At 40.0% G+C, this 21345-nt stretch carries 21 protein-coding genes; 14 read left to right on the top strand and 7 right to left on the bottom strand.

Annotated features, from left to right (window positions below; translation table 11 throughout):
- Positions 1 to 235: transposase (locus tag BMZ06_RS18250; protein WP_139205857.1), on the bottom strand; the 235-nt coding region annotated here is incomplete at its 3' end.
- Positions 236 to 377: 142 nt separating this feature from the next.
- Positions 378 to 980, bottom strand: coding sequence for a 30S ribosomal protein S4 (rpsD, locus tag BMZ06_RS18245; RefSeq protein ID WP_089754306.1), 603 nt, complete (start codon positions 978 to 980; stop codon positions 378 to 380).
- A 440-nt stretch (positions 981 to 1420) separates the two neighbouring features.
- Here rpsD and BMZ06_RS18240 point away from each other — a divergent pair, with 440 nt between their 5' ends.
- The gene (locus BMZ06_RS18240) at positions 1421 to 3277 is read left to right on the top strand and encodes a sensor domain-containing diguanylate cyclase (RefSeq protein WP_089754304.1); all 1857 of its coding nucleotides are present in this window, start codon (positions 1421 to 1423) and stop codon (positions 3275 to 3277) included.
- Positions 3278 to 3377: 100 nt separating this feature from the next.
- Here BMZ06_RS18240 and BMZ06_RS18235 read toward each other — a convergent pair whose 3' ends face one another.
- On the bottom strand, positions 3378 to 3857 hold the full coding sequence (locus tag BMZ06_RS18235; protein ID WP_089754302.1) for a GAF domain-containing protein: 480 nt from the start codon (positions 3855 to 3857) through the stop codon (positions 3378 to 3380).
- 123 nt (positions 3858 to 3980) lie between these two features.
- On the opposite strand from BMZ06_RS18235, the gene refZ reads away from it, so the two are divergent.
- Positions 3981 to 4583, top strand: coding sequence for a forespore capture DNA-binding protein RefZ (refZ, locus tag BMZ06_RS18230; protein WP_245756041.1), 603 nt, complete (start codon positions 3981 to 3983; stop codon positions 4581 to 4583).
- Here refZ and hisJ read toward each other — a convergent pair.
- Complete coding sequence (gene hisJ / locus BMZ06_RS18225; RefSeq protein WP_089754298.1) at positions 4566 to 5375, bottom strand: histidinol-phosphatase HisJ; 810 nt, start codon at positions 5373 to 5375, stop codon at positions 4566 to 4568. The genes refZ and hisJ overlap by 18 nt on opposite strands.
- Before the next feature lie 159 nt (positions 5376 to 5534).
- On the opposite strand from hisJ, the gene ezrA reads away from it, so the two are divergent.
- From ezrA to BMZ06_RS18200, 5 genes are all read left to right on the top strand, one after another.
- Positions 5535 to 7226 carry a septation ring formation regulator EzrA gene (gene ezrA / locus BMZ06_RS18220; protein ID WP_089754296.1) on the top strand — a complete coding sequence of 564 codons (1692 nt, stop codon included), beginning with the start codon at positions 5535 to 5537 and terminating at the stop codon, positions 7224 to 7226.
- Positions 7227 to 7236: 10 nt separating this feature from the next.
- The gene (locus BMZ06_RS18215; RefSeq protein ID WP_089754294.1) at positions 7237 to 7554 is read left to right on the top strand and encodes a hypothetical protein; all 318 of its coding nucleotides are present in this window, start codon (positions 7237 to 7239) and stop codon (positions 7552 to 7554) included.
- Positions 7555 to 7681: 127 nt separating this feature from the next.
- On the top strand, positions 7682 to 8824 hold the full coding sequence (locus BMZ06_RS18210) for a cysteine desulfurase family protein (RefSeq protein WP_089754292.1): 1143 nt from the start codon (positions 7682 to 7684) through the stop codon (positions 8822 to 8824).
- A gap of 3 nt (positions 8825 to 8827) precedes the next feature.
- A complete protein-coding gene (gene thiI, locus BMZ06_RS18205) occupies positions 8828 to 10036 on the top strand; it encodes a tRNA uracil 4-sulfurtransferase ThiI (RefSeq protein WP_089754290.1) in 1209 nt (402 codons plus the stop codon).
- Positions 10037 to 10161: 125 nt separating this feature from the next.
- Positions 10162 to 11748, top strand: coding sequence for an amidohydrolase (locus BMZ06_RS18200; protein WP_089754288.1), 1587 nt, complete (start codon positions 10162 to 10164; stop codon positions 11746 to 11748).
- Positions 11749 to 11798: 50 nt separating this feature from the next.
- On the opposite strand, the gene BMZ06_RS18195 is transcribed toward BMZ06_RS18200, so the two are convergent.
- Positions 11799 to 12602, bottom strand: a complete 804-nt coding sequence (locus BMZ06_RS18195) for an NAD kinase (RefSeq protein WP_089754286.1) — start codon at positions 12600 to 12602, stop codon at positions 11799 to 11801.
- 238 nt (positions 12603 to 12840) lie between these two features.
- Here BMZ06_RS18195 and BMZ06_RS18190 point away from each other — a divergent pair, with 238 nt between their 5' ends.
- The 4 genes from BMZ06_RS18190 (at position 12841) to BMZ06_RS18175 (ending at position 16596) form a co-directional block, all read left to right on the top strand.
- The gene (locus BMZ06_RS18190; RefSeq protein ID WP_089754284.1) at positions 12841 to 13833 is read left to right on the top strand and encodes a class I SAM-dependent methyltransferase; all 993 of its coding nucleotides are present in this window, start codon (positions 12841 to 12843) and stop codon (positions 13831 to 13833) included.
- A gap of 122 nt (positions 13834 to 13955) precedes the next feature.
- On the top strand, positions 13956 to 15146 hold the full coding sequence (locus BMZ06_RS18185; RefSeq protein ID WP_089754282.1) for an acetate kinase: 1191 nt from the start codon (positions 13956 to 13958) through the stop codon (positions 15144 to 15146).
- A 105-nt stretch (positions 15147 to 15251) separates the two neighbouring features.
- A complete protein-coding gene (locus tag BMZ06_RS18180; RefSeq protein ID WP_089754279.1) occupies positions 15252 to 16103 on the top strand; it encodes an EcsC family protein in 852 nt (283 codons plus the stop codon).
- Positions 16084 to 16596: a MogA/MoaB family molybdenum cofactor biosynthesis protein gene (locus BMZ06_RS18175; protein WP_089754277.1), complete on the top strand. Its 513-nt coding sequence runs from the start codon at positions 16084 to 16086 to the stop codon at positions 16594 to 16596. The genes BMZ06_RS18180 and BMZ06_RS18175 overlap by 20 nt, the downstream gene beginning before the upstream one ends.
- Positions 16597 to 16640: 44 nt before the next feature.
- On the opposite strand, the gene BMZ06_RS18170 is transcribed toward BMZ06_RS18175, so the two are convergent.
- Positions 16641 to 17099: a universal stress protein gene (locus BMZ06_RS18170; RefSeq protein WP_089754275.1), complete on the bottom strand. Its 459-nt coding sequence runs from the start codon at positions 17097 to 17099 to the stop codon at positions 16641 to 16643.
- Positions 17100 to 17215: 116 nt separating this feature from the next.
- Here BMZ06_RS18170 and BMZ06_RS21180 point away from each other — a divergent pair, with 116 nt between their 5' ends.
- Complete coding sequence (locus tag BMZ06_RS21180) at positions 17216 to 17338, top strand: hypothetical protein (RefSeq protein WP_281244489.1); 123 nt, start codon at positions 17216 to 17218, stop codon at positions 17336 to 17338.
- Positions 17339 to 17399: 61 nt separating this feature from the next.
- Here BMZ06_RS21180 and BMZ06_RS18165 read toward each other — a convergent pair whose 3' ends face one another.
- On the bottom strand, positions 17400 to 18719 hold the full coding sequence (locus BMZ06_RS18165) for a purine-cytosine permease family protein (protein WP_089754274.1): 1320 nt from the start codon (positions 18717 to 18719) through the stop codon (positions 17400 to 17402).
- A 65-nt stretch (positions 18720 to 18784) separates the two neighbouring features.
- Here BMZ06_RS18165 and BMZ06_RS18160 point away from each other — a divergent pair, with 65 nt between their 5' ends.
- Positions 18785 to 19588: an SDR family oxidoreductase gene (locus tag BMZ06_RS18160; RefSeq protein WP_425431794.1), complete on the top strand. Its 804-nt coding sequence runs from the start codon at positions 18785 to 18787 to the stop codon at positions 19586 to 19588.
- Positions 19589 to 19744: 156 nt separating this feature from the next.
- On the top strand, positions 19745 to 20863 hold the full coding sequence (gene ald / locus BMZ06_RS18155; protein WP_089754272.1) for an alanine dehydrogenase: 1119 nt from the start codon (positions 19745 to 19747) through the stop codon (positions 20861 to 20863).
- Positions 20864 to 21345 lie beyond the last annotated feature (482 nt).

Raw genomic sequence — 21345 nt, 5'->3', positions numbered from 1 at the left:
ATTCGCGTTCGGAACGAACGCCATAGATATAACCAATGAACATCATTTTGAATAAAACAAGAGGATCCAAAGAGGGACGGCCATTGTCTTCTGAATAGTAAGGACGGACTTTTTCAGGAATGAAAGAAAAATCTATGTATTGGTCAATTTTACGGAGGAGATGATCTTCTGGGACAAGCTCTTCAATGGCAACCATTTCGAATTCATTTTGACGTTCAGTTTTAGATTGAAACATCAAATCACCTTTCATTGATAAGTTATAGCTATTATAACAAATTAACGCGGTGATCTATTAAAAAAAGGAAAACAAATAAAAGCTGCCGAGACTTTCTCGACAGCCTGCCGCCGTTTTAAACGGCGGTTTTTCATGAGAACTATTAACGGGAGTAGAATTCAACGATAAGAGCTTCATTAATTTCAGATGGAAGCTCAGAACGTTCAGGGTAACGAGAGTAAGTTCCTTCACGTTTATCTTCATCAAATGTAAGATATTCAGGTGTGAAGTTATTTACTTCGATAGCGTCTTCTACCACGTCTAGTTTCTGGGATTTTTCACGAAGACCGATCACTTGGTTCGGTACTACGCGGTAAGATGGAATATCAACACGTCCTCCATCTACAGTTACGTGACCGTGAGTAACTAGCTGACGAGCTTGGTTACGAGTACGAGCTAGACCTAGACGGTATACGATGTTGTCCAAGCGAGATTCAAGAAGAATCATGAAGTTCTCACCATGGATACCTTTCATATTACCAGCCTCTACGAATAGACGGCGGAATTGACGTTCAGTCAATCCATACATGAAACGAAGCTTCTGCTTCTCTTGAAGCTGAAGGCCGAATTCAGATAGTTTTTTACGTTGATTTGGACCGTGTTGTCCAGGTGCGTAAGGGCGTTTTTCTAGCTCCTTACCAGTTCCGCTTAAAGAAATACCATAGCGACGGGATTTTTTCCAGGTTGGACCTGTGTAGCGTGCCATAGGAATTTCCTCCTTTTTATTTTATTTGCATAAAATAAAAACAGTGTGGCCTTTATACGTTGCTCATTATGTTTTCATGCACCATCGCTCCAGCAGCAGAGAGTTACACGATGCACCTCTTGAAAGAGGAACAAAATGATGACAACGCCGGTTCACATAGGCTGCCATTTATTTTACACAACGACAAGTATAATTTTTTTACGCTGATAAGTCAAGAGGAAGAAATGAAAAACTTAGAATAGCTACTAAGAATGGAGGAATGTATTACCCATTCCTATTTAATGTAATTTCACAATAAAGTTAGATGAGAAAATACCCTGACATTTAATAAGATAAATAAAGGAAAATTTAAAATCGAAAGATACGCATATTAAAATTCGTGTTAAGGTATAAAGGAGTGGTACAATAGACTCATTAAAAGGGAAGGCAGGTGATCCTCTATGATGTGTTCGGCGACTAATCAACTACTAATTCAACATATACAAAATGATTTTTTCAATTTACTTACAAATTCTATCGGGTGCTCATATGAGAAATTTATCATAGAAGTAGCTGATATATTAAAAACTCAATTGGATGTACCTGTTGTTTCTGTTTATTTACGCAAGGAAGGGCAAGAAGCTTATCGTTTGTACTCAAACCTTCCAGATGTAGGACTGGAATTAAAGAAGTGTTTTCTAATAGAGCAGACGGAGGGTTCAATTAGAGATTTAATTGTGCAAAGTTTTACTTCCTTAGATGTAAGAGTTATCCCTTTGGAAAAAAATTCTAAGACAATTGGATATATAGTGTTCGGCTTTGAAGCTTTCCATTGCTATAAAGATAGATTGTTGGGAGAGATCTCCATTGAAGTTGTTAAATGTCTATCCAAAGCAGAATTTGACCATAATATCTCAGATGAAAAAACAAGGTACGAACTGCTATATAATCTTACATCCAAGTTTAATTCTTCTACTGATATGAACATGATTATAAGGGAAACGATCCGGACTCTTAAGGATAATGACCCAGGACTGACCTATACCTTGTGGTTATCTCAAGACATCTCAGTCGATCGTGATTTACCTGTAAAAGAGCTTTCTTATGATTATGACCTACCTTTAGAATCCAGTTCTCAAGCATTTATGACGGGAAAGATGCAAATAGAAGGGGATTCACATAATGGCCCACTAAAACTTTATGCTCCTTTAAAAGGGAAACAAGGAGTTTATGGGGTTTTAGAAGTTCTACATCCCTTTCACATTCATCTTCCCAAAAAAGAGTGTGATCTTGTCGAGCTTATTGGATCCACTGTGGGTGACGCCATCGAAAATGTTCAGCTTTATCAACAGTCGAGGAAGCTTAATAGTGATTTGCAACTCATCAATTCTACATCTCAAAAACTAAATTCAAATACACGATTAACTGAAAAAATTTCCTACATGTCTTCTACTCTGGCGGAGTCATTTCAAGCAGACGAAGTGGGGTTCGTGACTTTTAATGAGTGCAATCACGATGAGAACATAATTCTAGAAGGAAGTTCACCTTATTTTGAAACGGCCGACTCACAATTGCTAATCTCGATGGTGAAGCAAAGGGTTCACAAAGAGAAAGATGATGTTTTCATTGGAAATTTATCTTCTAAAAACAATAAGTATTGTGAAAAGTATAAATCAATAATGGCTGTAAGGATGACGGATTATGAGCAACTGGACGGTCTTGCAATTGTTCTTCATAAACAGTCCTATTTCTTCTCATTTGATTCGTTCAAACTTCTTCAATCTCTTATTCATCACTCAACGCTTGCTTTTGCTAATTCAATGCTCAGAGAAGAATTAGAGAAAACGGTCGTTACCGATTACTTAACCAAACTTCATTCGAGAAATTACTTAGATAAATGTGTGGAGGGCCATACATTAAACGACAAATGCGGCACTTTTATTTTGTTTGATATCGACAATTTTAAGGGGATCAACGATACATATGGCCACCAAAAAGGAGATGAAGTTCTCTGCCAGACAGCAGAGGCTATTCAATCCGCATTGAAGGGAAGGGGAATGGCTGCCAGGTGGGGAGGAGAGGAATTGGCAGTCTATATTCCAGGTATGATTTGTGAAGAGGCGTTTCAGGTAGCGGATAGCATACGAAGGGAAATCTTCCGGGTTACATCGCCTTCTGTAACCGTTTCTTGCGGTGTATCTTCATGGAACGCTAATCAACCTTCGAATGGCAAGGAATTAGTTCGGCGTGCTGATGAGGCCTTATATAAAGCAAAGGAAGCTGGGAAAAATCAAATAGTTATGGCAGAAACTACTTAATCAAAGAAGGTATTTCAGCTGTTGACTAATTGAACGCCTATCCCAGTAACTGATTAAAGCAGAGTATAAATGAAAAACCCGCTGGCTGCGGGTTTTTCATTTATACATAAGTTTGAAGTGTTTCAACAAATTTGGTTAGATACTTTTCATCCAGTTCATCAAATCTGCCTTTACTTGGACTGTCAATATCCAGAACTCCAAAGATTTCATTGTTTTTTAAAATAGGGACAACAATTTCTGACTGACTGGCCGCATCGCAGGCAATGTGCCCAGGAAATGCTTGCACATCTTCTATTCTCTGAACCTTTCTTTCAGCTACAGCCGTACCGCAGACACCTTTACCAGCTGGGATTCTTACGCAGGCTGGCAATCCTTGAAATGGTCCTAATATAAGCTGATCTTCTTTCCAAAGGTAAAAGCCTACCCAATTTACGTCTTCCAGAAATTGATTTAATAAGGAAGAAGCATTGGAGAGGTTTGCTATCACATCAGGTTCATCTTCAAGTAACGCTTGTAATTGTTTTAAAAGCAACTCATAGTTTTTTTCTTTTGTACCTGTGTATGAAGTGGATTGGAACATAATTAGAGCCTCCTATAGTGATTGTTTCGACACCCTCACTTAAACTGCTGTCGGTATTTGATGCACGATTCAAAGCAGGAAAACCTTTCCTCAGGTAGAATTACTCTATGAGGGGGAAAAATGATGAACCGACAGAATGTCACACGTGATAGAGTGTTGGATGTTGCCTGCCGTCTATTTTACAGCAAAGGTTTCAACGGAACCTCGGTTCGTGATATTGCTAATGCTGCTAATGTAAACGTATCCTTAATCCATTATTACTTTAAGAGTAAGCAGGGGTTATTTGAGTCTCTGGCTATCAATTATTTTGAGCCTTATTTAGAAATTTTAGAGAGTATCCATTTTACTGATGCAAATGAGCGCGTAGAAACTCTAGTGAGAAAAATATTACATTATAAACTCTCTCACAATCAACTTTCCTGTTTAGTATATCGAGAACTTTCTTTAAATACAGTGTTTGCCCGAGAAATGCTTGTTACTTATTTAGCCAAAGAAGACCATTTGCTATCTAATATTTTATTCCACAAATCATCGAAAATGGAAATCACTTTTAAGGAAAAGTTGAAGGTACTGCAGTTGAAAGGGCTGCTAAATGCTCCATTTACGATGCCTCATGAATTCAGAGACCCATTTATTACTGAGGCTTCTCTAAGTCATTTTGTGGAGGAGTACAGCCGGTCCATGCTGGAACAGGAAACCGTGCAAAAGTTAGCGGTTAAAGCTTAGAATTCTAGGGTCTATTTCGCTAAAGCCCTGCTTTAAGCCAGACACTGCGTGAGCATCGGATCCATAAACTAACGGAAGCCCCATTGAAGAAGCTTGATCTGCTAGAGGCTTTGGCGGATATGTTTCTTTACAATGGGGCTTTTGAAGTCCTGCTCCATTGTAATCTAGTTCCAGTCCTTGCTCCTTAAGTACTTTAAGAAATTGTTCAGCTCTTACCTCCCAGCCTGGTGGAGAAGGAAATAAGTCTTTAAATTTCCTGATCAGCGTCATGTGACCAATTCTCGATGGTTTATAAGCGCCTAGATCTGCTTCAGCAGATTTTCTTAGATTATTAAAGTAGGCTTGATACAAATGGTTACTGCCACCCAGGTCATGAAGAGCCTCTTCATACATGTCAGGACTGTAATCTATACAATACCATTGGCTATTTCCTTTAATGAAATGAACGGAGAGGATGCTGTCATCCAATTCAGGGCCGTATCTGTTTAAGAAAGTCTCCGTTTCTCTTTCATATCCTTCTATATAGTCTACTTCAAACCCTGCTTGAATAGAAATATCGTCTTTGTATTCTTTTTGCAGACGATTGATATCCGAAAGGTAAGACTCAACTTCTGCGAGAGCCATTCCACTGTCTTTTTCAGGGACAGGGTCAACGAACGAGGTTGGCAGAGGAGCATGCTCAGTGAATGTCATCGTGTCGTAGCCAATAGATATGGCTTTCTCTATATATGATTTAAATGAATCTGCCGTTCCGTGCGGGCAGTATGGGGTATGGATGTGACCGTCTCTCATTCTTAAATGCTCCTTTAGGATTGTATTTTTGGTCAGTAGGTTAATATTTTTGAAATATTTTAGCCAAAATCTCTAAATACATGGTATCATTATAAACAACTATTTTACATTTCGGAACGAAAGAATCCGTCGGACGGTGATTTTGTAAGGAGGCTATTTATGAAGTACATCATTGGAGTTATACTGCTTGTGATTGCGCTTTTTATCGCAGGATTAATTTGGCGTAAGAAAGTCTATGATGCGGTGGACAGGTTAGAAAATTGGAAAATGGATATTACGAATAGACCGGTGACCGAAGAATTATCAAAAGTCAAGAATCTGAACTTATCAGGGGAAACGCAAGAAAAGTTTGAAGCATGGCGTGAACAGTGGGATACAATTATAACTAAGGAGCTTACTGCAATTGAGAAGGATCTTTACGAGGCAGAGGAAGCTGCAGACCGTTATAAATGGAAGCGAGTCCAGAAAGTATTAGATAGTACAGAGGACAAATTAGTAGCGATTGAAAACGATATTCAAAAAATACTGGAAGAACTTAAGAATCTGCTGGATTCGGAGGAAAACAGCAGAATTGAAATCGAATCCATTGGTCCTGAAATTAAGGAATTGTCCCGTAAACTAATTCAGCACCGTAACCAGTTTGGTCAATCTGCTTCCTTGTTTGAGAAACGAGTAGAGCAGTTGGAACTGCAGTTGGGGACGTATGAAGAATTAGCCGAACAGGGCAACTATATTGAGGCGAATAAATTGGTGCAGTCCATTCGTGAGGAATTACTGAGCCTTCAGGAAGAAACCGAAACGTTCCCTGAGCGTTATAAGAAAGTAAATTTGGAACTGCCAGAGCAGTTAAGAGAACTTAAGCAAGGGATCGAAGAAATGAAAGCAGAAGGTTACAGAGTAGCTCATTTAGATTTGCTCCCTGAAATACATAGGTATGAACGTATTCTTACGGAAGCATTAGCCAGGTTAAATGAAAACGACCAAACAGATATAGAAGAATTAATTGTGGAAGTTGAAACAAGAATTCAGGAAATTTATCAGATGCTCGAGAGAGAAGCTGTAGCTCATCAATATGTAGAGAAACAGTATGCACCTTTAAGGTCACAACTTGATAATCTTGAAGCTGTCTTTATGGAAACGGAAGAAGATATGGAGGAAATTGATGTTTCTTATCAAATGCAAGGGGAAGAAGCCGAATCCTATGAGGGATTGAAAAGCTGGTTTAGTCAGCTTAAGAAAAAGTTTATCAGCCTGGAGCATAAAAGACAGGATGGAGAGTCGGCTTATTCAGAGCTGCGACTGGAGCTTGAAGAAGCACGCCAGAATTTGATGGAACTTCAAGAGAAACATCAGGAGTTCGATGAGAAAGTTCAAGCTTTAAGACGAGAGGAAATGGATGCGAAAACGAAACTTTCTGATATGGAGCAGTTACTCTTAGAAACATATCGGCGGTTAAAACGCAGCAACATACCAGGAATTCCATCTTCCATTTATGAAGACATGAAAATAGCGAGTGATAAAATTGATGAAGTTTTTGCATGTCTTGAAAGAGAGCCTTTGGATATGGCCGCCGTTCATAATCATTTAAATGACGCATCAGATATGACACAGGATATCTATGATGAAGCTCAAAAAATTATGGATAGAGCCCGTTTGGCTGAAAGAGTTATTCAATACGCCAATCGCTATAGAAGCAAGTATCCAATTCTAGCAGCTCGACTCCTGGAAGCGGAAAATAAATTTAGATCTTATCAGTACGAATCAGCCTTAGAGTTAGCGTCTGAGGCTCTGAAGGAAGTCGACCCGGATGCCTTTTCACGCATAGAGGAAAAGGAACAAGTCATGGTATAGGGTGGTACACATGAGAAAGATGCTAGTGATCGGTACAGCAAGTGTTTGTGTGTTGGTATGGAGTGCTGTGATAATAGTCTATCTTCTTACCCCTCCACAAACTTTTGAGGCAAATGATCATGGTTTGGTGTCTAATTCCGGTGGCCTGCTAAAGGAAAAAAAGGTCTCTAGTTTTTTTGAGAAAATAGATGAAAACAAGAAACTCTTATCCCAAAGTGAAACAATAATTGGGCCAGTTAACATATCGAAGGCCTGGACGAAAGACATCGAGAAGGATGGTAAACTAAGTATTGACACGTTACTTGAAACTTTGGATATAGAGGAATGAAAAGTATAAAAAGGACACCTGCTATGTTAAGCGGGTGTCCTTTTGTATCTTGATCTGTCTATTTATTTATAAAAGATGGTATGATAATATAATGGACTGCATTTTGAAATAAAGGAGTACACCTTTTATGATTTACTTTGATAATAGCGCTACAACAAAGCCTCTTCCTGAAGTATTGGATAGTTACCAGAAAGTGGCTGGAGAACTTTTTGGTAATCCATCGTCAGTCCACAGCTTTGGCGGTAAAGTAGAGCGCTTAATGCAGCAATCTCGTCATCAAGCTGCCCAACTATTTGGAGTAGAAGCTCAAGAAGTGATTTTCACTTCGGGAGGCACCGAGGGTAATAATATGGCGATAAAAGGAATTGCGTTTATGCATCAATCAAGAGGAAAGCACATAATTACGTCTAAAATTGAACACCCTTCGGTCCTGGAAGCATTTCGTGCGTTGGAAACCTTAGGGTTTGAGGTCACATATATTGATGTAAATAAGGAAGGTAAGGTAGACCCTGATAGTGTAGAACTTGCTCTGCGTAAAGACACCATACTTGTAAGTATTATGTCAGTAAATAACGAACTGGGAACTGTGCAGCCTGTGAAGGAGATAGGGGACAAGCTTAAACATTACCCCAAGGTGTTTTTTCATGTGGATCACGTTCAGGGGCTAGGAAAAATTCGTATGCCCATAATCGAGTCAGGAATCGATCTTTGCACAGTTTCAGGCCACAAAATCCATGGATTGAAAGGGTCAGGAGCTTTAATTATCAGAAAAAATGTTTCTCTTTTTCCTTTGCTGCATGGAGGCGATCAAGAGCTTGAGCGGCGAGCGGGCACGGAAAATCTTCCGGCAAATGTGGCTTTTGTGAAAGCTCTTCGTTTAACCTTGGAAAAACAGAAACAGTCGAGTGATCATTTATCTCAGATCCATCAATATATACGGTGGGAATTAAAGAAGATGGAACAAGTGATCATTAATTCACCGTATGATTCTGCCCCTCATATCATTAATTTTTCAATCCCTGGATTTAAACCTGAGGTAGTTATTCATTCCTTAGGAGAAAAAGAGATTTATATTTCTACAAAATCTGCATGCTCTTCAAGAGAACCAGAGGTTAGTACAGTATTAAAGGCATGCAGCCTTGACTATGAGCGGACGAGTTCTGCTCTTCGAGTCAGTCTAAGCTACCATAACACGATAGAAGAAGCTGATTCGTTTATTGAAGCCCTTAAAGAAACTATTGAACAACTAAAAGAAACTATGAGGAGATAAACTATGAATTTCGATCATATTATGATTCGGTATGGAGAAATGGCTTTAAAAGGAAAGAAAAGAAAAACATTTGAGCAGAAGCTTCGAAATAATCTGCTTAAGAAACTTAAAGAATTTCCTTCTGTCAGAATCCAAAAAACAAGAGGCCGTATGTATGTCTTGTTAAATGGTGAAAACCCGCAAGAAGTTATGGATCGATGTCAGGATATTTTTGGTATTCACAGTTTAAGTTTTGCTGTGAAAGTGGAAAAAGAAGAAGAAGAAATGAAGAAAGCTGTACTGTTGGCTTTCCAGGATGCAGCCCATGCCAAAACCTTTAAGATTTCAGCTAAGCGTTCAGATAAGGATTTTCCAATTGATTCTAAAGAGCTTAACCCTCTTTTGGGAGGGTATATTCTTAGAAATACAGATGGGGTTACAGTAGATGTCCACCAGCCTGATGTAGAAATTAAGGTAGAAGTACGCCAGGAGGCCGCCTATATAACGGCTCAAGATTATCCTGGTGCAGGTGGTTTTCCTGTTGGTACAACCGGACAGTCTCTGCTTATGCTTTCAGGGGGGATTGACAGCCCTGTCGCAGGTTACCTGACAATGAAGCGTGGAGTAGAACTGGAGGCGGTCCACTTTCATTCCCCACCCTATACAAGTGAGCGAGCGAAACAAAAAGTGATCGATTTAGCCCAAAAGCTTTCCAACTACGGAAATTCGGTTAAAGTTCATGTCGTTCCATTCACAGCTATTCAGCAAAAAATTCATCAGGAAATGCCCGAGGGCTACAGCATGACGATTATGAGGCGAATGATGCTTCGAATTAGTGAAAAACTTGCAGCTAGGCAGGGGATATTGTCTATGACTACTGGGGAAAGCCTGGGGCAAGTAGCCAGTCAAACGATGGAGAGTATGAATACAATCAATGAAGTGACGAACTATCCCGTCCTTCGTCCACTTATTTCTATGGATAAAGTTGATATTATTGATATTGCTAGAAAAATTGATACCTATGATATTTCTATCCGTCCTTACGAAGATTGTTGTACTGTATTTGTACCAAAATCCCCAAAAACGATGCCTACAAGAAAAAATGCCAATTACTATGAATCAAACAGTGACTTTAGTGCAGACATTGAAAAAGCACTTGACGAGACTTATGTTGTAGAAGTTGACCATTTAGCTGAAAAAAATCAAAAAAATGACTTCAGTGATCTATTATAGTTTAATAAAGAAAAGAAGAAGATGCTGAAAATGATGTTGAAGCATCTTCTTTCTATATATGGAGTTATTGATTTATTATGAGTATATAGATCAAGTAATCAGATAATTGGAGAGGATGGATAGATGTGAAACTTTGGTATGGTGGGAAAATCTACACGATGGAAAAAGAGGGTGTCTGGGTAGAAGCTGTTGTTACAAAGAATGGAAAGATACTGGAGGTTGGGGATACTCAAGATCTATATAAAAATTATAAGAATGAAATTACAGAAGAACATGATTTAAAAGGGGCAGTTATGTATCCAGGGTTCACTGACAGCCACCTCCATATTATCGGACATGGAGAACGGTTGATGCGCCTTGATTTAACATTCATGAAATCAGCTGAAGAAGTCAAGCAGGCTTTGAAGCTGCATGCGGAACAGTTAGATCCTGGAGAGTGGATTATTGGTGATGGATGGAATGAAAATCAATGGGAAAATAAACGAATCATACATAAAGACGAACTCGACGAGATATCTTCCCAGCATCCCATGATGCTCACAAGAGTATGCAGGCATGCTGTGCTTGCCAACTCTGAGGCTATGAATCTTGCCGGGATTGAAAAAAACACACCTGATCCTCAAGGTGGTGTGATTGTGAGGGATGATGAAGGAAACGCTACTGGATTCTTCCATGAGAAAGCTCAGGATATGATTAAAAGAGCAATGCCAGAAGTAACGAAAGATTATTTAAGAAAAGCTACAGAGCTTGCTGTTAGAGACATGCATAAATACGGCCTAGTAGGAGGACACAGTGAAGACCTGAATTATTATGGAGGATTTAAGAAAACATTCGACGCCTATACCGATGTGATTGATGGTTCAAAATTGAAGTTTAGAGCTCATTTACTTGTTCATAATGGGGTAGTCGAACAAATGGACGAAGTGTCTCTTGGCTACAAGAAAGGAACAGAGTTTGTAGAGTTAGGGGCGCTAAAAATCTTCTCAGATGGGGCTCTTGGAGGCAGGACAGCCTGGTTATCGGAATCTTATTCAGATGATCCGGGAAACTTTGGTGTACCTATCCATACTCAAGAGCAGTTGACTTCATTAGTTAAGAAAGCACGTAAACGTCTGATGCCTATAGCTGTACATGCTATTGGAGATCGGGCGGTAGAGGCGGTTATCCAAGCCATAGAAGCTGCTCCACTTCATACAGGAGAAAGAGATCGAATCATACATGCTCAGATTTTAAGACCAGATTTAATTCAGAAACTAAAAAATATGAATGTCGTACTAGATATTCAGCCAACTTTTGTAGCCTCTGATTTTCCCTGGGTTATGGAACGGATAGGAAATGTAAGACTTAAAAATTCTTATTCCTGGAAGACTCTGATGGATGCTGGGATTATGTGTGCAGGGGGCTCTGACGCACCTATTGAAGAAATTAATCCTTTATTGGGCATTCGGGCTGCTGTAGATCGAAGAGCCACATACGATCATTTAGTGTATCAAGCAGAAGAAAAACTTTCCGTCTTTGAAGCCATATCCTTATATACGAAAGGAAGTGCTATGGCCATTGCAAGAGAGGGGTCTCAAGGGGTCATACAATCAGGTTATATCGCAGATTTTACTATCCTTGATCGCGATCTTTTTGCGCTAAAGCCTCATGAATTGGCCGACGCTACAGTTACGATGACAGTAATAGATGAGGAAATTGTCTACCAACGTTAAAAAATCCGGAGCGGGATCTGCCGCTCCGGATTTTACTTATTCCAATATTGTTAAAGGAAGGTGCGCTTGACACGGTCCCAATAAGAATTATTTTTCAACTTGACGGTTTTTACCACTTGATCACTTAGGCGAACCGTAACATCATAGATATTACGAATTGAAAAAGCCTCATTATCCATGCCGATAATCGGATAGTCATTTCCATCCTGTCTTACGTGCAGTTTTAATGTGCGCTCACCGCTTAAAATAAAAGAAGAGCCCAGAGTTCTAAAGCGATTGTTGTTTAAGGAAGCTAGTTCACTGACCTGGAAACATGGTAATTTGGGATCTACCACAGCCCCTTTTGTGGACTTATTATAACCGGTACTGCCAGTAGGAGTGGCTACGATAAGCCCATCTCCCCTGAATGTTTCGAAGAGAAGGTCATCAATATAGACATCTATATCAATGGATTTAATTAAAGTGGACCGCACACTGCATTCATTTAAACAATAGAAGGTGGATTCATTATTGACAGTTGCTTCAATAATTGGGAATCTACGCACTTCGACTTCGGCATTTTCCATTGCTTCGACCATTTCATCATGATTATCTATACTAAAGTCGCAATAAAGGCCTGCTTCATTTTGACTGCGTATTCCAACATAAAGGCAATCTTGTCTGAATCCAGTATTTCGCACAGCCTGTAAAAATGTCCCATCGCCTCCGACAGCTATAATAATGTTTGCATTTTTTGAGTCTTCCACGATAGTAAAGTCTTTATCTCTTGCTAATTGATAGAGTGGTTTAAGTTTCTCATCCAGTTCCTGGTTCGGGTGATAATAAAAGTATAGGTTTCTACGTTGTTCAGCCATAAAACTTCCTCCTTATGTATTCTTTATCGTCATTTTATCATTATAATGCTCTTCCCGCACACAATTTTCAAACTAATCGGTAAAGTAGCGTATTGTTGAAACCCGCTCCATTATTCGATATGGTGGGGGTAGAGTTTAATTCGGAACAGCGCAATCACAATCAATCTGGCGCATTACTAATTCAAGTAAATGCGTCAATTTCTTGTGTTGACGAAGCAGGCTGAAAAGGAGAATGAAGATGAAGCAAGAACAGGTAGAAAAACTATTTCAGTGGATAGATGAAACAGCTGATACCATTTCTAAAGATATGAATATTACTTATTTGGAAGCCATTGCCGAAACATTAGATATTTTGTTCAATGGACAGCCTTTTAAGGATATGAGCAAAGAACTTCAAACGAAGCTTACCAATGAGCTTACGAAGATAAATAAGGATGATTTTGAAAAAGAAGAAATCCGAAAAGCCGTACAGCTTGCTATCTTAAAAGGTATGAAAGGAGCAACACAGCAGCAGCATTTAATCACTCCTGATTCTGTGGCAATGTTTATGGGTTATTTGGCTTCTAAACTCTTTGAGAACGAAGAAAACCTGAAGCTGTTTGATCCTGCCTCTGGTTCAGGAAATTTAATTACTTCTGTAATGAACCAGCTTGAAATGCCATTAACAGCATACGCAAGTGAGGTGGATCCTACACTCATACAGTTAGCCGTAACCAATGCTAACTTGCAAAAGAATAATATTGAGTTCTTCCACCAGGATAGTTTGCAGCCTTTCCTGATGGAGCCTGTCGATTTTGTTCTGGCTGATCTTCCGGTAGGTTATTATCCAGATGATGTGCAGGCTTCCCGTTATCAGTTAAAAGCTGAAGAAGGGCACTCCTATGCGCATCACTTGTTCATTGAACAAGGATTGAACTACACGAAAGAGGGCGGTTATTTAATGTTTATCGTCCCGAACTTTTTATTTGAAAGTGACCAGTCACGGGAGCTGAATAAATTTTTAAGAGAAAACGCTCATATAGTTGGAATGCTTCAACTATCCGATTCGCTTTTCAAAAATGAAAAACATGGTAAAAGTATACTGATTCTTCAAAAGAAAGGTCCGGAAACTAAGCCGCCGAAGCAGGCGCTGCTTGTAAAGCTTCCATCCTTTAAAAATCCGAACGCTATGGGTGACATTCTCGGTCAAATGAATCAATGGTTTGATGAATATAAAACTGCACAATTGTGAGAAAATAACGAATATAAGAAGTAAACGTTATCATATTCTTTCTACCTTGAAAATGAGGGGAACGGGTGGTTAAATGGTAGTGGTAGAAACATACGAACCTAATTGTAAGGGGATGAGCAACGTTGAGTAATAAAATTCTTGCTATAAATGCAGGCAGTTCATCACTGAAATTTCAATTGATTGACATGCCTGAAGAAACTGTAATTACTAAAGGGTTAGTAGAGCGTATCGGACTTGAAGATGCGGTATTTACAATTGAAGTGAATGATGAAAAAGATAAGACAGTTACTGATATTCCAGATCACGGAGAAGCTGTTAAAATTCTTCTTGATAAATTGACATCTAATGGAGTGATTGATTCTTTAGATGAAATTAATGGAGTTGGCCACCGTGTAGTTCACGGAGGAGAACGTTTTAGTGAATCTGTGTTAATAACGGACCAAGTCATTAAGGAAATTGAGGAAGTGTCAGATCTTGCCCCGTTGCATAACCCGGCAAACCTGACTGGAATTCGCGCATTCCGTGAGGTACTTCCGGAAGTGCCTCACGTTGCAGTATTTGATACAGCCTTCCACCAGTCCATGCCGGAACAATCCTATCTTTACAGCCTTCCTTATGAATATTATGAGGAATATGGCATTCGTAAATACGGCTTCCACGGTACATCTCATAAATATGTATCGGAGCGTGCGTCAGAAATGATGGGACGCCCTGTAGAACAGCTGCGCCTGTTATCCTGCCACTTAGGTAACGGAGCAAGCATCGCTGCAATCGAAGGTGGGAAATCAATTGATACTTCCATGGGCTTTACACCACTTGCTGGTGTAACAATGGGGACTCGTTCTGGAAATATTGACCCAGCCCTCATACCCTTTATTATGGAGAAGACAGGAAAGACAGCGAATGAAGTTATGAATGTATTGAATAAAGAAAGTGGTATGCTGGCCCTTTCCGGTTTTTCAAGTGACCTTCGCGACATTGAGATCCGAGCGAGTGAAGGAGATGAGCGTGCAGAGCTGGCTCTTGAAGTATTTGCTGCACGTATCCACAAGTATATTGGTTCCTACGCGGCACGCATGCATGGAATTGATGGTATCATTTTCACTGCCGGCGTGGGTGAAAACAGTTATACCATGCGGGAGCGCGTATTAAAAGGTCTGGAGTTTATGGGAGTTTATTGGGACCCATCTCTAAATCAGATTCGCGGTAAAGAAGCATTCGTTAACTACCCTCATTCACCGGTAAAAGTTATGGTAATCCCGACAAATGAAGAAGTTATGATTGCCCGTGATACCGTAGAAAAAGGACTATAATTATTTATAAGCAATGGCGTCTGAATCAATCAGAGAGCCATTGCTTTTTTTTGAACATTCAGGCTACAATAATAAGAAGAGTGAACCGGTGGGGGAGTGTTGTTCATGACTTATGAGCGGGTAGCAAAAGATGTTGATAATTGGCTTGAGCAGTACCGGGGGTACCAGCCCAACGACTTTGAAATGATTTATGATGACTGGATCCGTCAAAGTTTTTATAATTTGGATCCAGCCGTAAAGGAAAAGTTTTTTTCAAAACTCGACGCTTGGTTTTTTCATACGCACGCTTTTTTGCAAGGCACATCCTTTCAGAATGAGGCAAGGCAGCGGATTTTATCTGTAGGCAGGGTATTCTCAGAAAAAATTGAGAACATTACGGACATGAATAGGTTGCTTAGTGTAGATCAGCTAAGTTACATAGCTCAGCAGCAAATTGCAAGAGGCAGGCTGTACTCTTTTGCTCAAGGCGGGCTGACCGGCACGGGAGGTTGGTTGTTACTCGGGCTTGACTATCCCTTAATGATGGTAATGAATATTCGTGCTGTGCAGCTGATTGGTTTAACGTTTGGTCATGAAATGAATCATCCTTATGAAATGATGATCTCTTTAAAAGTATTTCACGCGGCTACGCTGCCCAAGCGGCTTCAGGCTTACGCGTGGAACGAGCTAGTGGATGAAGTGAATCGTAATGAGCACCCTTATGTCTTTGAAGGGAACGACCAGCTTACGAATGAATCCTGGCTTGAACAGCCGATTAAACAATGTTTTAAATCAATGTTCATCTTAATGTTTCGCAAGAAAATTTTCCAGGGACTTCCTTTCATAAGTATAGCAATAGGGGCTTATTCCAATTACCATTTAACAAAACAAGTGACTGATTTTGCAATGAAATTTTATCAATATCGTTACTTGCTGGATCATAAGGAGGAAGAGAGTGATGGCAGTCGAAGATCATAAGAGAGAAGCTCCTTCATCGGTAAGATGCATGGTTCTTACCATAAGTGATACACGAAATACAGATACAGACAAAAGTGGAAAGATTATTATCGAAAAACTTACAGAAAAATCTGCGCACAAGGTTAATGAATATAAGATTGTTAAGGATGACCAAAGGAGAATAGCAGAAGCTGTTAAACAAGGATTGGCTAACCCGGATATAGACGCAGTTCTCTTAAATGGGGGAACGGGTATTGCGGAGCGAGATGTTACGATTGAAGCCGTTCAAGCTTTAATTACAAAAGAGATCCCCGGATTCGGCGAGCTATTCCGGATGCTGAGTTATAACGAAGATATAGGTTCAGCTGCTCTTTTATCTCGAGCAACCGCGGGAGTTAGTGAGAAAACAGCTATTTTTTCAATGCCAGGGTCAAGCGGTGCGGTAAAACTTGCTATGGACCGTTTGATACTGCCGGAAATCTCACATGTTGTACGAGAAATTAATAAAGAATAAAAAATAAAAAATAACCCCCATCAACAAAGATGGGGGTTATTTTTTTATTCTTCTACAACTGGCTTTTCCGGACGTACGACAAGAACATCACAAGTGGCATAACGGGTAATATGCTCGGAAACACTTCCAATGAAAAAACGTTCCATGGCATTTAGACCGGTAGCCCCGCATATGATAAGGTCTGCGTTATGTTTTGGGGCCACATCTTTAGCAATTTTAATTTTTGGGGAACCATACTCAACAACTATTTCTACATTGGTAACGCCGGCTTTTTCCGCTTTAGACTTATAATCATTCAATAAATCGGTCGCGTACTTTTCCGCACGTATGGCTAAAGAACGATCGTAAGCCTCTACCGTAGCAAAAGCTCGAGTGTCTACTACATGTGCTAGAACCAGCTTAGCATCATTTCGATTAGCAATATCAATTGCTTTTTTGAAAGCACCCTCTGCTGTTTCTGAACCATCCACTGCTACAACAATATCTTTGTACTCGAATGTCATTATGAATGCCCCCTTTCTATTTCTCACCTTTATTATATCATGTTCTATTTTGATTTAGACTTATAATTCAAGCATAATTTGGGGAGTTTTGTGAACTTTAAGAAAGAGGTGAGAAAATGAAGAAACCAGAAAATCCGATAGAACGGGAACAAAAGTTAGAGAGAGAAATGACTGCACCACTGAATGAAAGTTATCAGTCCATAAAAAAGAATGAGACAAAGAAAAAGTCAAGCCAATAATAAGATAATCCCACCACCGAATTAGGCGGGGTGGGATTATTGTGTTTTATTACAGATCTTACTAGCCCCACGTCTTATGTCTCATAAACCATGGATAGGTAACCATTAATGTTGTAAATGTGATAAACCCAGGCGACCAGTTGTCGGGAAAACTGAAATACATGAGACTTCCAAGAATAATAAAAATCAAAGCGTATGGATTAATACTTGAGGTTTTAGTTAGTTGTTCAATAGCTTTCTCATTCAAATACAGACGTTTAACGATTAGATAATCACTTGAAATGACGGCAGAAATTGGTATGATCAAACCTCCGAGTAATGAAATGTAAGATTCTGCTTCATTAACAAGTGAAGGGAAGCCACTTAATAAGACACCAAGGAATCCAAATACGACCGCGCTTTGAACGCGCGTCAGGCGACTGAAGGTATTCAGTAAACTATAACCACCTGTATAGGCATTGCTAATGTTAATCGAAATCATAGAAATGACTGCAGTTAACGTGATTATGCCAATAATAATGGGGGAGTCTGTTTGGCCGCTTGAAGATACATAAGGGTTAACATCATGGAACAAATAAGCGGATGCGCATCCGATTAAGGCTGTAATAAAGAAGCCGATCCCGTTTCCTACGAGCAATCCCCAGAAACCGTGGGCCGGAGTTTTTGCATAACGTGTCATATCGGCTGAAGCACTAACGCCGGAAACATACTGTACAAAAGCCAAGCTAGCGTAAAAAAACATACTGGTTATAGATCCTTGGATAGGCTCCAATTGGAATGTAAACCATGCGGTGTCCCCTTGGTTTGTAGTAAAGTAAATATATAATATCGTAAACTCTCCAAGTAAAAGAAAAGGGAGAAAGTAAGTAGTGGCTTTTTTTACAGCATCAAAACCGATTATGGCTAGAATCACCATCAGAATAGATAAAGGAATTGAGAAAAGTAGAAAAGGCACCTCTTGACCTGTCATTCGAATGAAAAGCTGCTGAATGACATAAGTACCGCCTATGGTCTGTACGCTAAACCAATAGAGGGAGGTTATACTTCGGATAGGAGATGAAAGAAAACGAGCTCCCTGCACTCCGAGAATTGTGCGTATTGCATACTGTGCAGGGATGCCTAAACGAGCACCGGGTAAAGATAAATAAGATACAAATAAAAAACCCAAAATTGCTCCGATACATGTTGTAAGCACTCCGTTCCAAAAGGATAGACCGCCTTCCAGCACGGCCAATGCAGGAACGAGAAAATTCCCAGCATTGGCCGCCACGGCAATTTGAATGAATGCAAAGCGATACCATGAAGTGTTTTGTCTTTTTTGAGGAACCGCTTCTAAACCAATAGTTTCGATTAACTCTTTACGTGAGGCAGCTGCCTTCATTACATCCACGTCCTCTCTGCCGCATTTTATTGTACAGAAGGCAGGAGGCCTTGTAAATATATAGTATGGAAGCAAAAGATCAATGGAAGTTTTATGGGGAGGAACGGACAATGAGGCATGCGATTATAACCGCTGGTTCTAAAGGATTAGGCAGGAAAGTTACTGAGCAGTTCATTAAGAAAGACATATCAGTGACGGTCACCTACTTAAATGATAAAAAATCAGCCATGACGTTGTATGAGGAATTCCCAGCAAAGAAAGACAAGATCCATATTATGAAAACTGATGTAACAGAACTACAGGATTTACAGAATTTAATCCAAGAAACCATCCACAGGTTTGGAAGAATAGATTATTTAATCAATAATGCAGGACCTTATATATTTGAACGTAAAAAATTGATGGATTATTCTACGGAAGAGTGGAACTCTATGGTCAAAGGAAATCTTGATGCCGTTTTTCATTTAATGAAATTGACGGTTCCTTACATGAGAGCACAGTGTTTTGGCCGAATTATTAATTATGGTTTTCAAGGAGCCGGTTCTGCTTCTGGCTGGATTTACCGGTCTGCATTTGCTGCTGCAAAAGTTGGTCTTGTATCACTTACTAAAACGGTCGCTTACGAAGAAGCTGAGCATGGTATTACTTCTAATATGGTGTGCCCTGGAAATATTGTAGGTGAGTGGAAAGAATCCACAATCGAGAATGGTCGAAAAACAAAGGATGAATGTACTCCGATTGGACGACCGGGCACCGGGGAAGATATAGCCCGCACTATTGATTTCTTATGTCATGAAGACTCGGATATGATAACAGGAACTATATATGAGGTTACGGGCGGTGTCGATGTGATCCACAGGTACAGGTAAAAACTGAATATTTCAATATTTGATAAAGGGTAACCATTTCTGTCCCGTTTTGTTACAATGAAAGGGCTTTCAAAATAAACATCTACTTTCTATTGAGTAATCATGTTATAGTGGAAATCGATAAATAGAGAGAATGGAATAGGAGGTTGAACGGCCTTGAAAATTGGAGTGCCAAGAGAGATTAAGAATAATGAAAACAGAGTAGCGATGACACCTGCAGGAGTTGTAACTTTGACCAACGCAGGTCATGAAGTTTTTGTAGAAACTAATGCAGGAATTGGCTCTAGTTTTACTGATGCTCAATACAAGGAAGCTGGAGCAAGCATTGTATTATCTGCCAAGGAAGCATGGAGTCAGCAAATGGTGATGAAGGTTAAAGAACCACTTCCTGAGGAGTATGAATATTTCTTTGATGGTCTTATATTATTTACTTACTTGCATCTGGCTCCTGAACCTGAACTTACGAAAGCTTTAGTTAAGAAAAATGTAATAGCTATTGCCTATGAAACGGTGCAGGCCCCCAATGGATCTCTGCCGCTTCTTACCCCTATGAGTGAGGTAGCTGGGAGAATGGCTTCTCAAATTGGAGCACAATTTCTGGAAAGTTCTCATGGTGGTAAGGGAATTCTTCTCGGTGGAATCCCAGGAGTACGCAGAGGCCGAGTAACAGTTATTGGAGGCGGAGTTGTCGGAACTAATGCGGCAAAGATTGCCATGGGTCTTGGGGCCGATGTTACAATTATTGATTTAAACCCGGAAAGATTAAGGCAATTGGACGATATTTTCGGATCAGATATCAACACTCTAATGTCTAATCCCTTAAATCTTCAGGAATCATTGGCAGAATCAGATTTGGTGATTGGAGCGGTGCTCATACCCGGAGCCAAAGCTCCGAAACTGGTCACCGAAGACATGGTTAAATCGATGAAGGAAGGTTCCGTTATAGTAGACGTGGCTATTGATCAAGGCGGTATCTTTGAAACAACGGATCGAATCACTACACACGATAATCCTACTTATGAAAGACATGGTGTGCTCCATTACGCTGTAGCTAATATGCCCGGAGCGGTTCCTAGAACATCTACAATAGGATTGACGAATGTAACCGTTCCTTATGCGTTGCAGTTAGCAAACAAAGGGTATAAAAAAGCCTGTCAGGAGAATGAATCTCTCTTTAAAGGAATAAATACACTTGAAGGTTATGTCACTTACCGTGCCGTTGCTGAAGCCCAGGGGCTCGAATACGCTGATGCGAAAGATTTAATCCATCAGTAATTAAACAAATTGAAGCGAAGGGATACTGCTCCCTTCGCTTTTTCTATGTTCATTGTTTGTTCAACAATAGTTCCCAGTTAAAGATAAGCTCCCGTTTGTTGAAGACTCAGTTTCGAGACATTTGTTGAGCGGAAGGTCCTTCGGGGGACGATTTCGCTTTCCGCGGGCATGTGCTGAGCTTCCTCGGGCTTAACAGCCCTGCGGGATCTCACCGATCATGTTCATCCCGCAGGAGTCTACATCGTCCCCCTCCGGCCCTTGCGATATATGGAGCTCGAAAACTCTTTATAAAACGCGCCGTTTATGATGGAGATAAACTTCAAATAATAATCGTGTACGTGTGTATAATTCCCGCTATAGAAGCATTTGAGGCAGATCAAGCACCCCTCTATCGCCTATAGAAGGGTCCGTTCATTCTTCAATCATAGGGTGGCGAAGGAAACAAGGAGACTCCCACGGGAGAAGGAGCTAGGCGAGACCCC

Source organism: Halobacillus alkaliphilus (assembly GCF_900113125.1).
GTDB lineage: Bacteria > Bacillota > Bacilli > Bacillales > Halobacillaceae > Halobacillus > Halobacillus alkaliphilus.
Note: the sequence above shows the minus strand (reverse complement) of the source record. Positions and strands in the feature narration are given on the sequence as shown.

Coding starts and splice junctions, on each gene's coding strand:
- rpsD (WP_089754306.1), bottom strand. CDS start 980: ATGGCACGCTACACAGGTCCAACCTGGAAAAAATCCCGTCGCTATGGT.
- BMZ06_RS18240 (WP_089754304.1), top strand. CDS start 1,421: ATGATGTGTTCGGCGACTAATCAACTACTAATTCAACATATACAAAAT.
- BMZ06_RS18235 (WP_089754302.1), bottom strand. CDS start 3,857: ATGTTCCAATCCACTTCATACACAGGTACAAAAGAAAAAAACTATGAG.
- refZ (WP_245756041.1), top strand. CDS start 3,981: ATGAACCGACAGAATGTCACACGTGATAGAGTGTTGGATGTTGCCTGC.
- hisJ (WP_089754298.1), bottom strand. CDS start 5,375: ATGAGAGACGGTCACATCCATACCCCATACTGCCCGCACGGAACGGCA.
- ezrA (WP_089754296.1), top strand. CDS start 5,535: ATGAAGTACATCATTGGAGTTATACTGCTTGTGATTGCGCTTTTTATC.
- BMZ06_RS18215 (WP_089754294.1), top strand. CDS start 7,237: ATGAGAAAGATGCTAGTGATCGGTACAGCAAGTGTTTGTGTGTTGGTA.
- BMZ06_RS18210 (WP_089754292.1), top strand. CDS start 7,682: ATGATTTACTTTGATAATAGCGCTACAACAAAGCCTCTTCCTGAAGTA.
- thiI (WP_089754290.1), top strand. CDS start 8,828: ATGAATTTCGATCATATTATGATTCGGTATGGAGAAATGGCTTTAAAA.
- BMZ06_RS18195 (WP_089754286.1), bottom strand. CDS start 12,602: ATGGCTGAACAACGTAGAAACCTATACTTTTATTATCACCCGAACCAG.
- BMZ06_RS18190 (WP_089754284.1), top strand. CDS start 12,841: ATGAAGCAAGAACAGGTAGAAAAACTATTTCAGTGGATAGATGAAACA.
- BMZ06_RS18180 (WP_089754279.1), top strand. CDS start 15,252: ATGACTTATGAGCGGGTAGCAAAAGATGTTGATAATTGGCTTGAGCAG.
- BMZ06_RS18175 (WP_089754277.1), top strand. CDS start 16,084: ATGGCAGTCGAAGATCATAAGAGAGAAGCTCCTTCATCGGTAAGATGC.
- BMZ06_RS18170 (WP_089754275.1), bottom strand. CDS start 17,099: ATGACATTCGAGTACAAAGATATTGTTGTAGCAGTGGATGGTTCAGAA.
- BMZ06_RS21180 (WP_281244489.1), top strand. CDS start 17,216: ATGAAGAAACCAGAAAATCCGATAGAACGGGAACAAAAGTTAGAGAGA.
- BMZ06_RS18165 (WP_089754274.1), bottom strand. CDS start 18,719: ATGAAGGCAGCTGCCTCACGTAAAGAGTTAATCGAAACTATTGGTTTA.
- BMZ06_RS18160 (WP_425431794.1), top strand. CDS start 18,785: ATGGAAGCAAAAGATCAATGGAAGTTTTATGGGGAGGAACGGACAATG.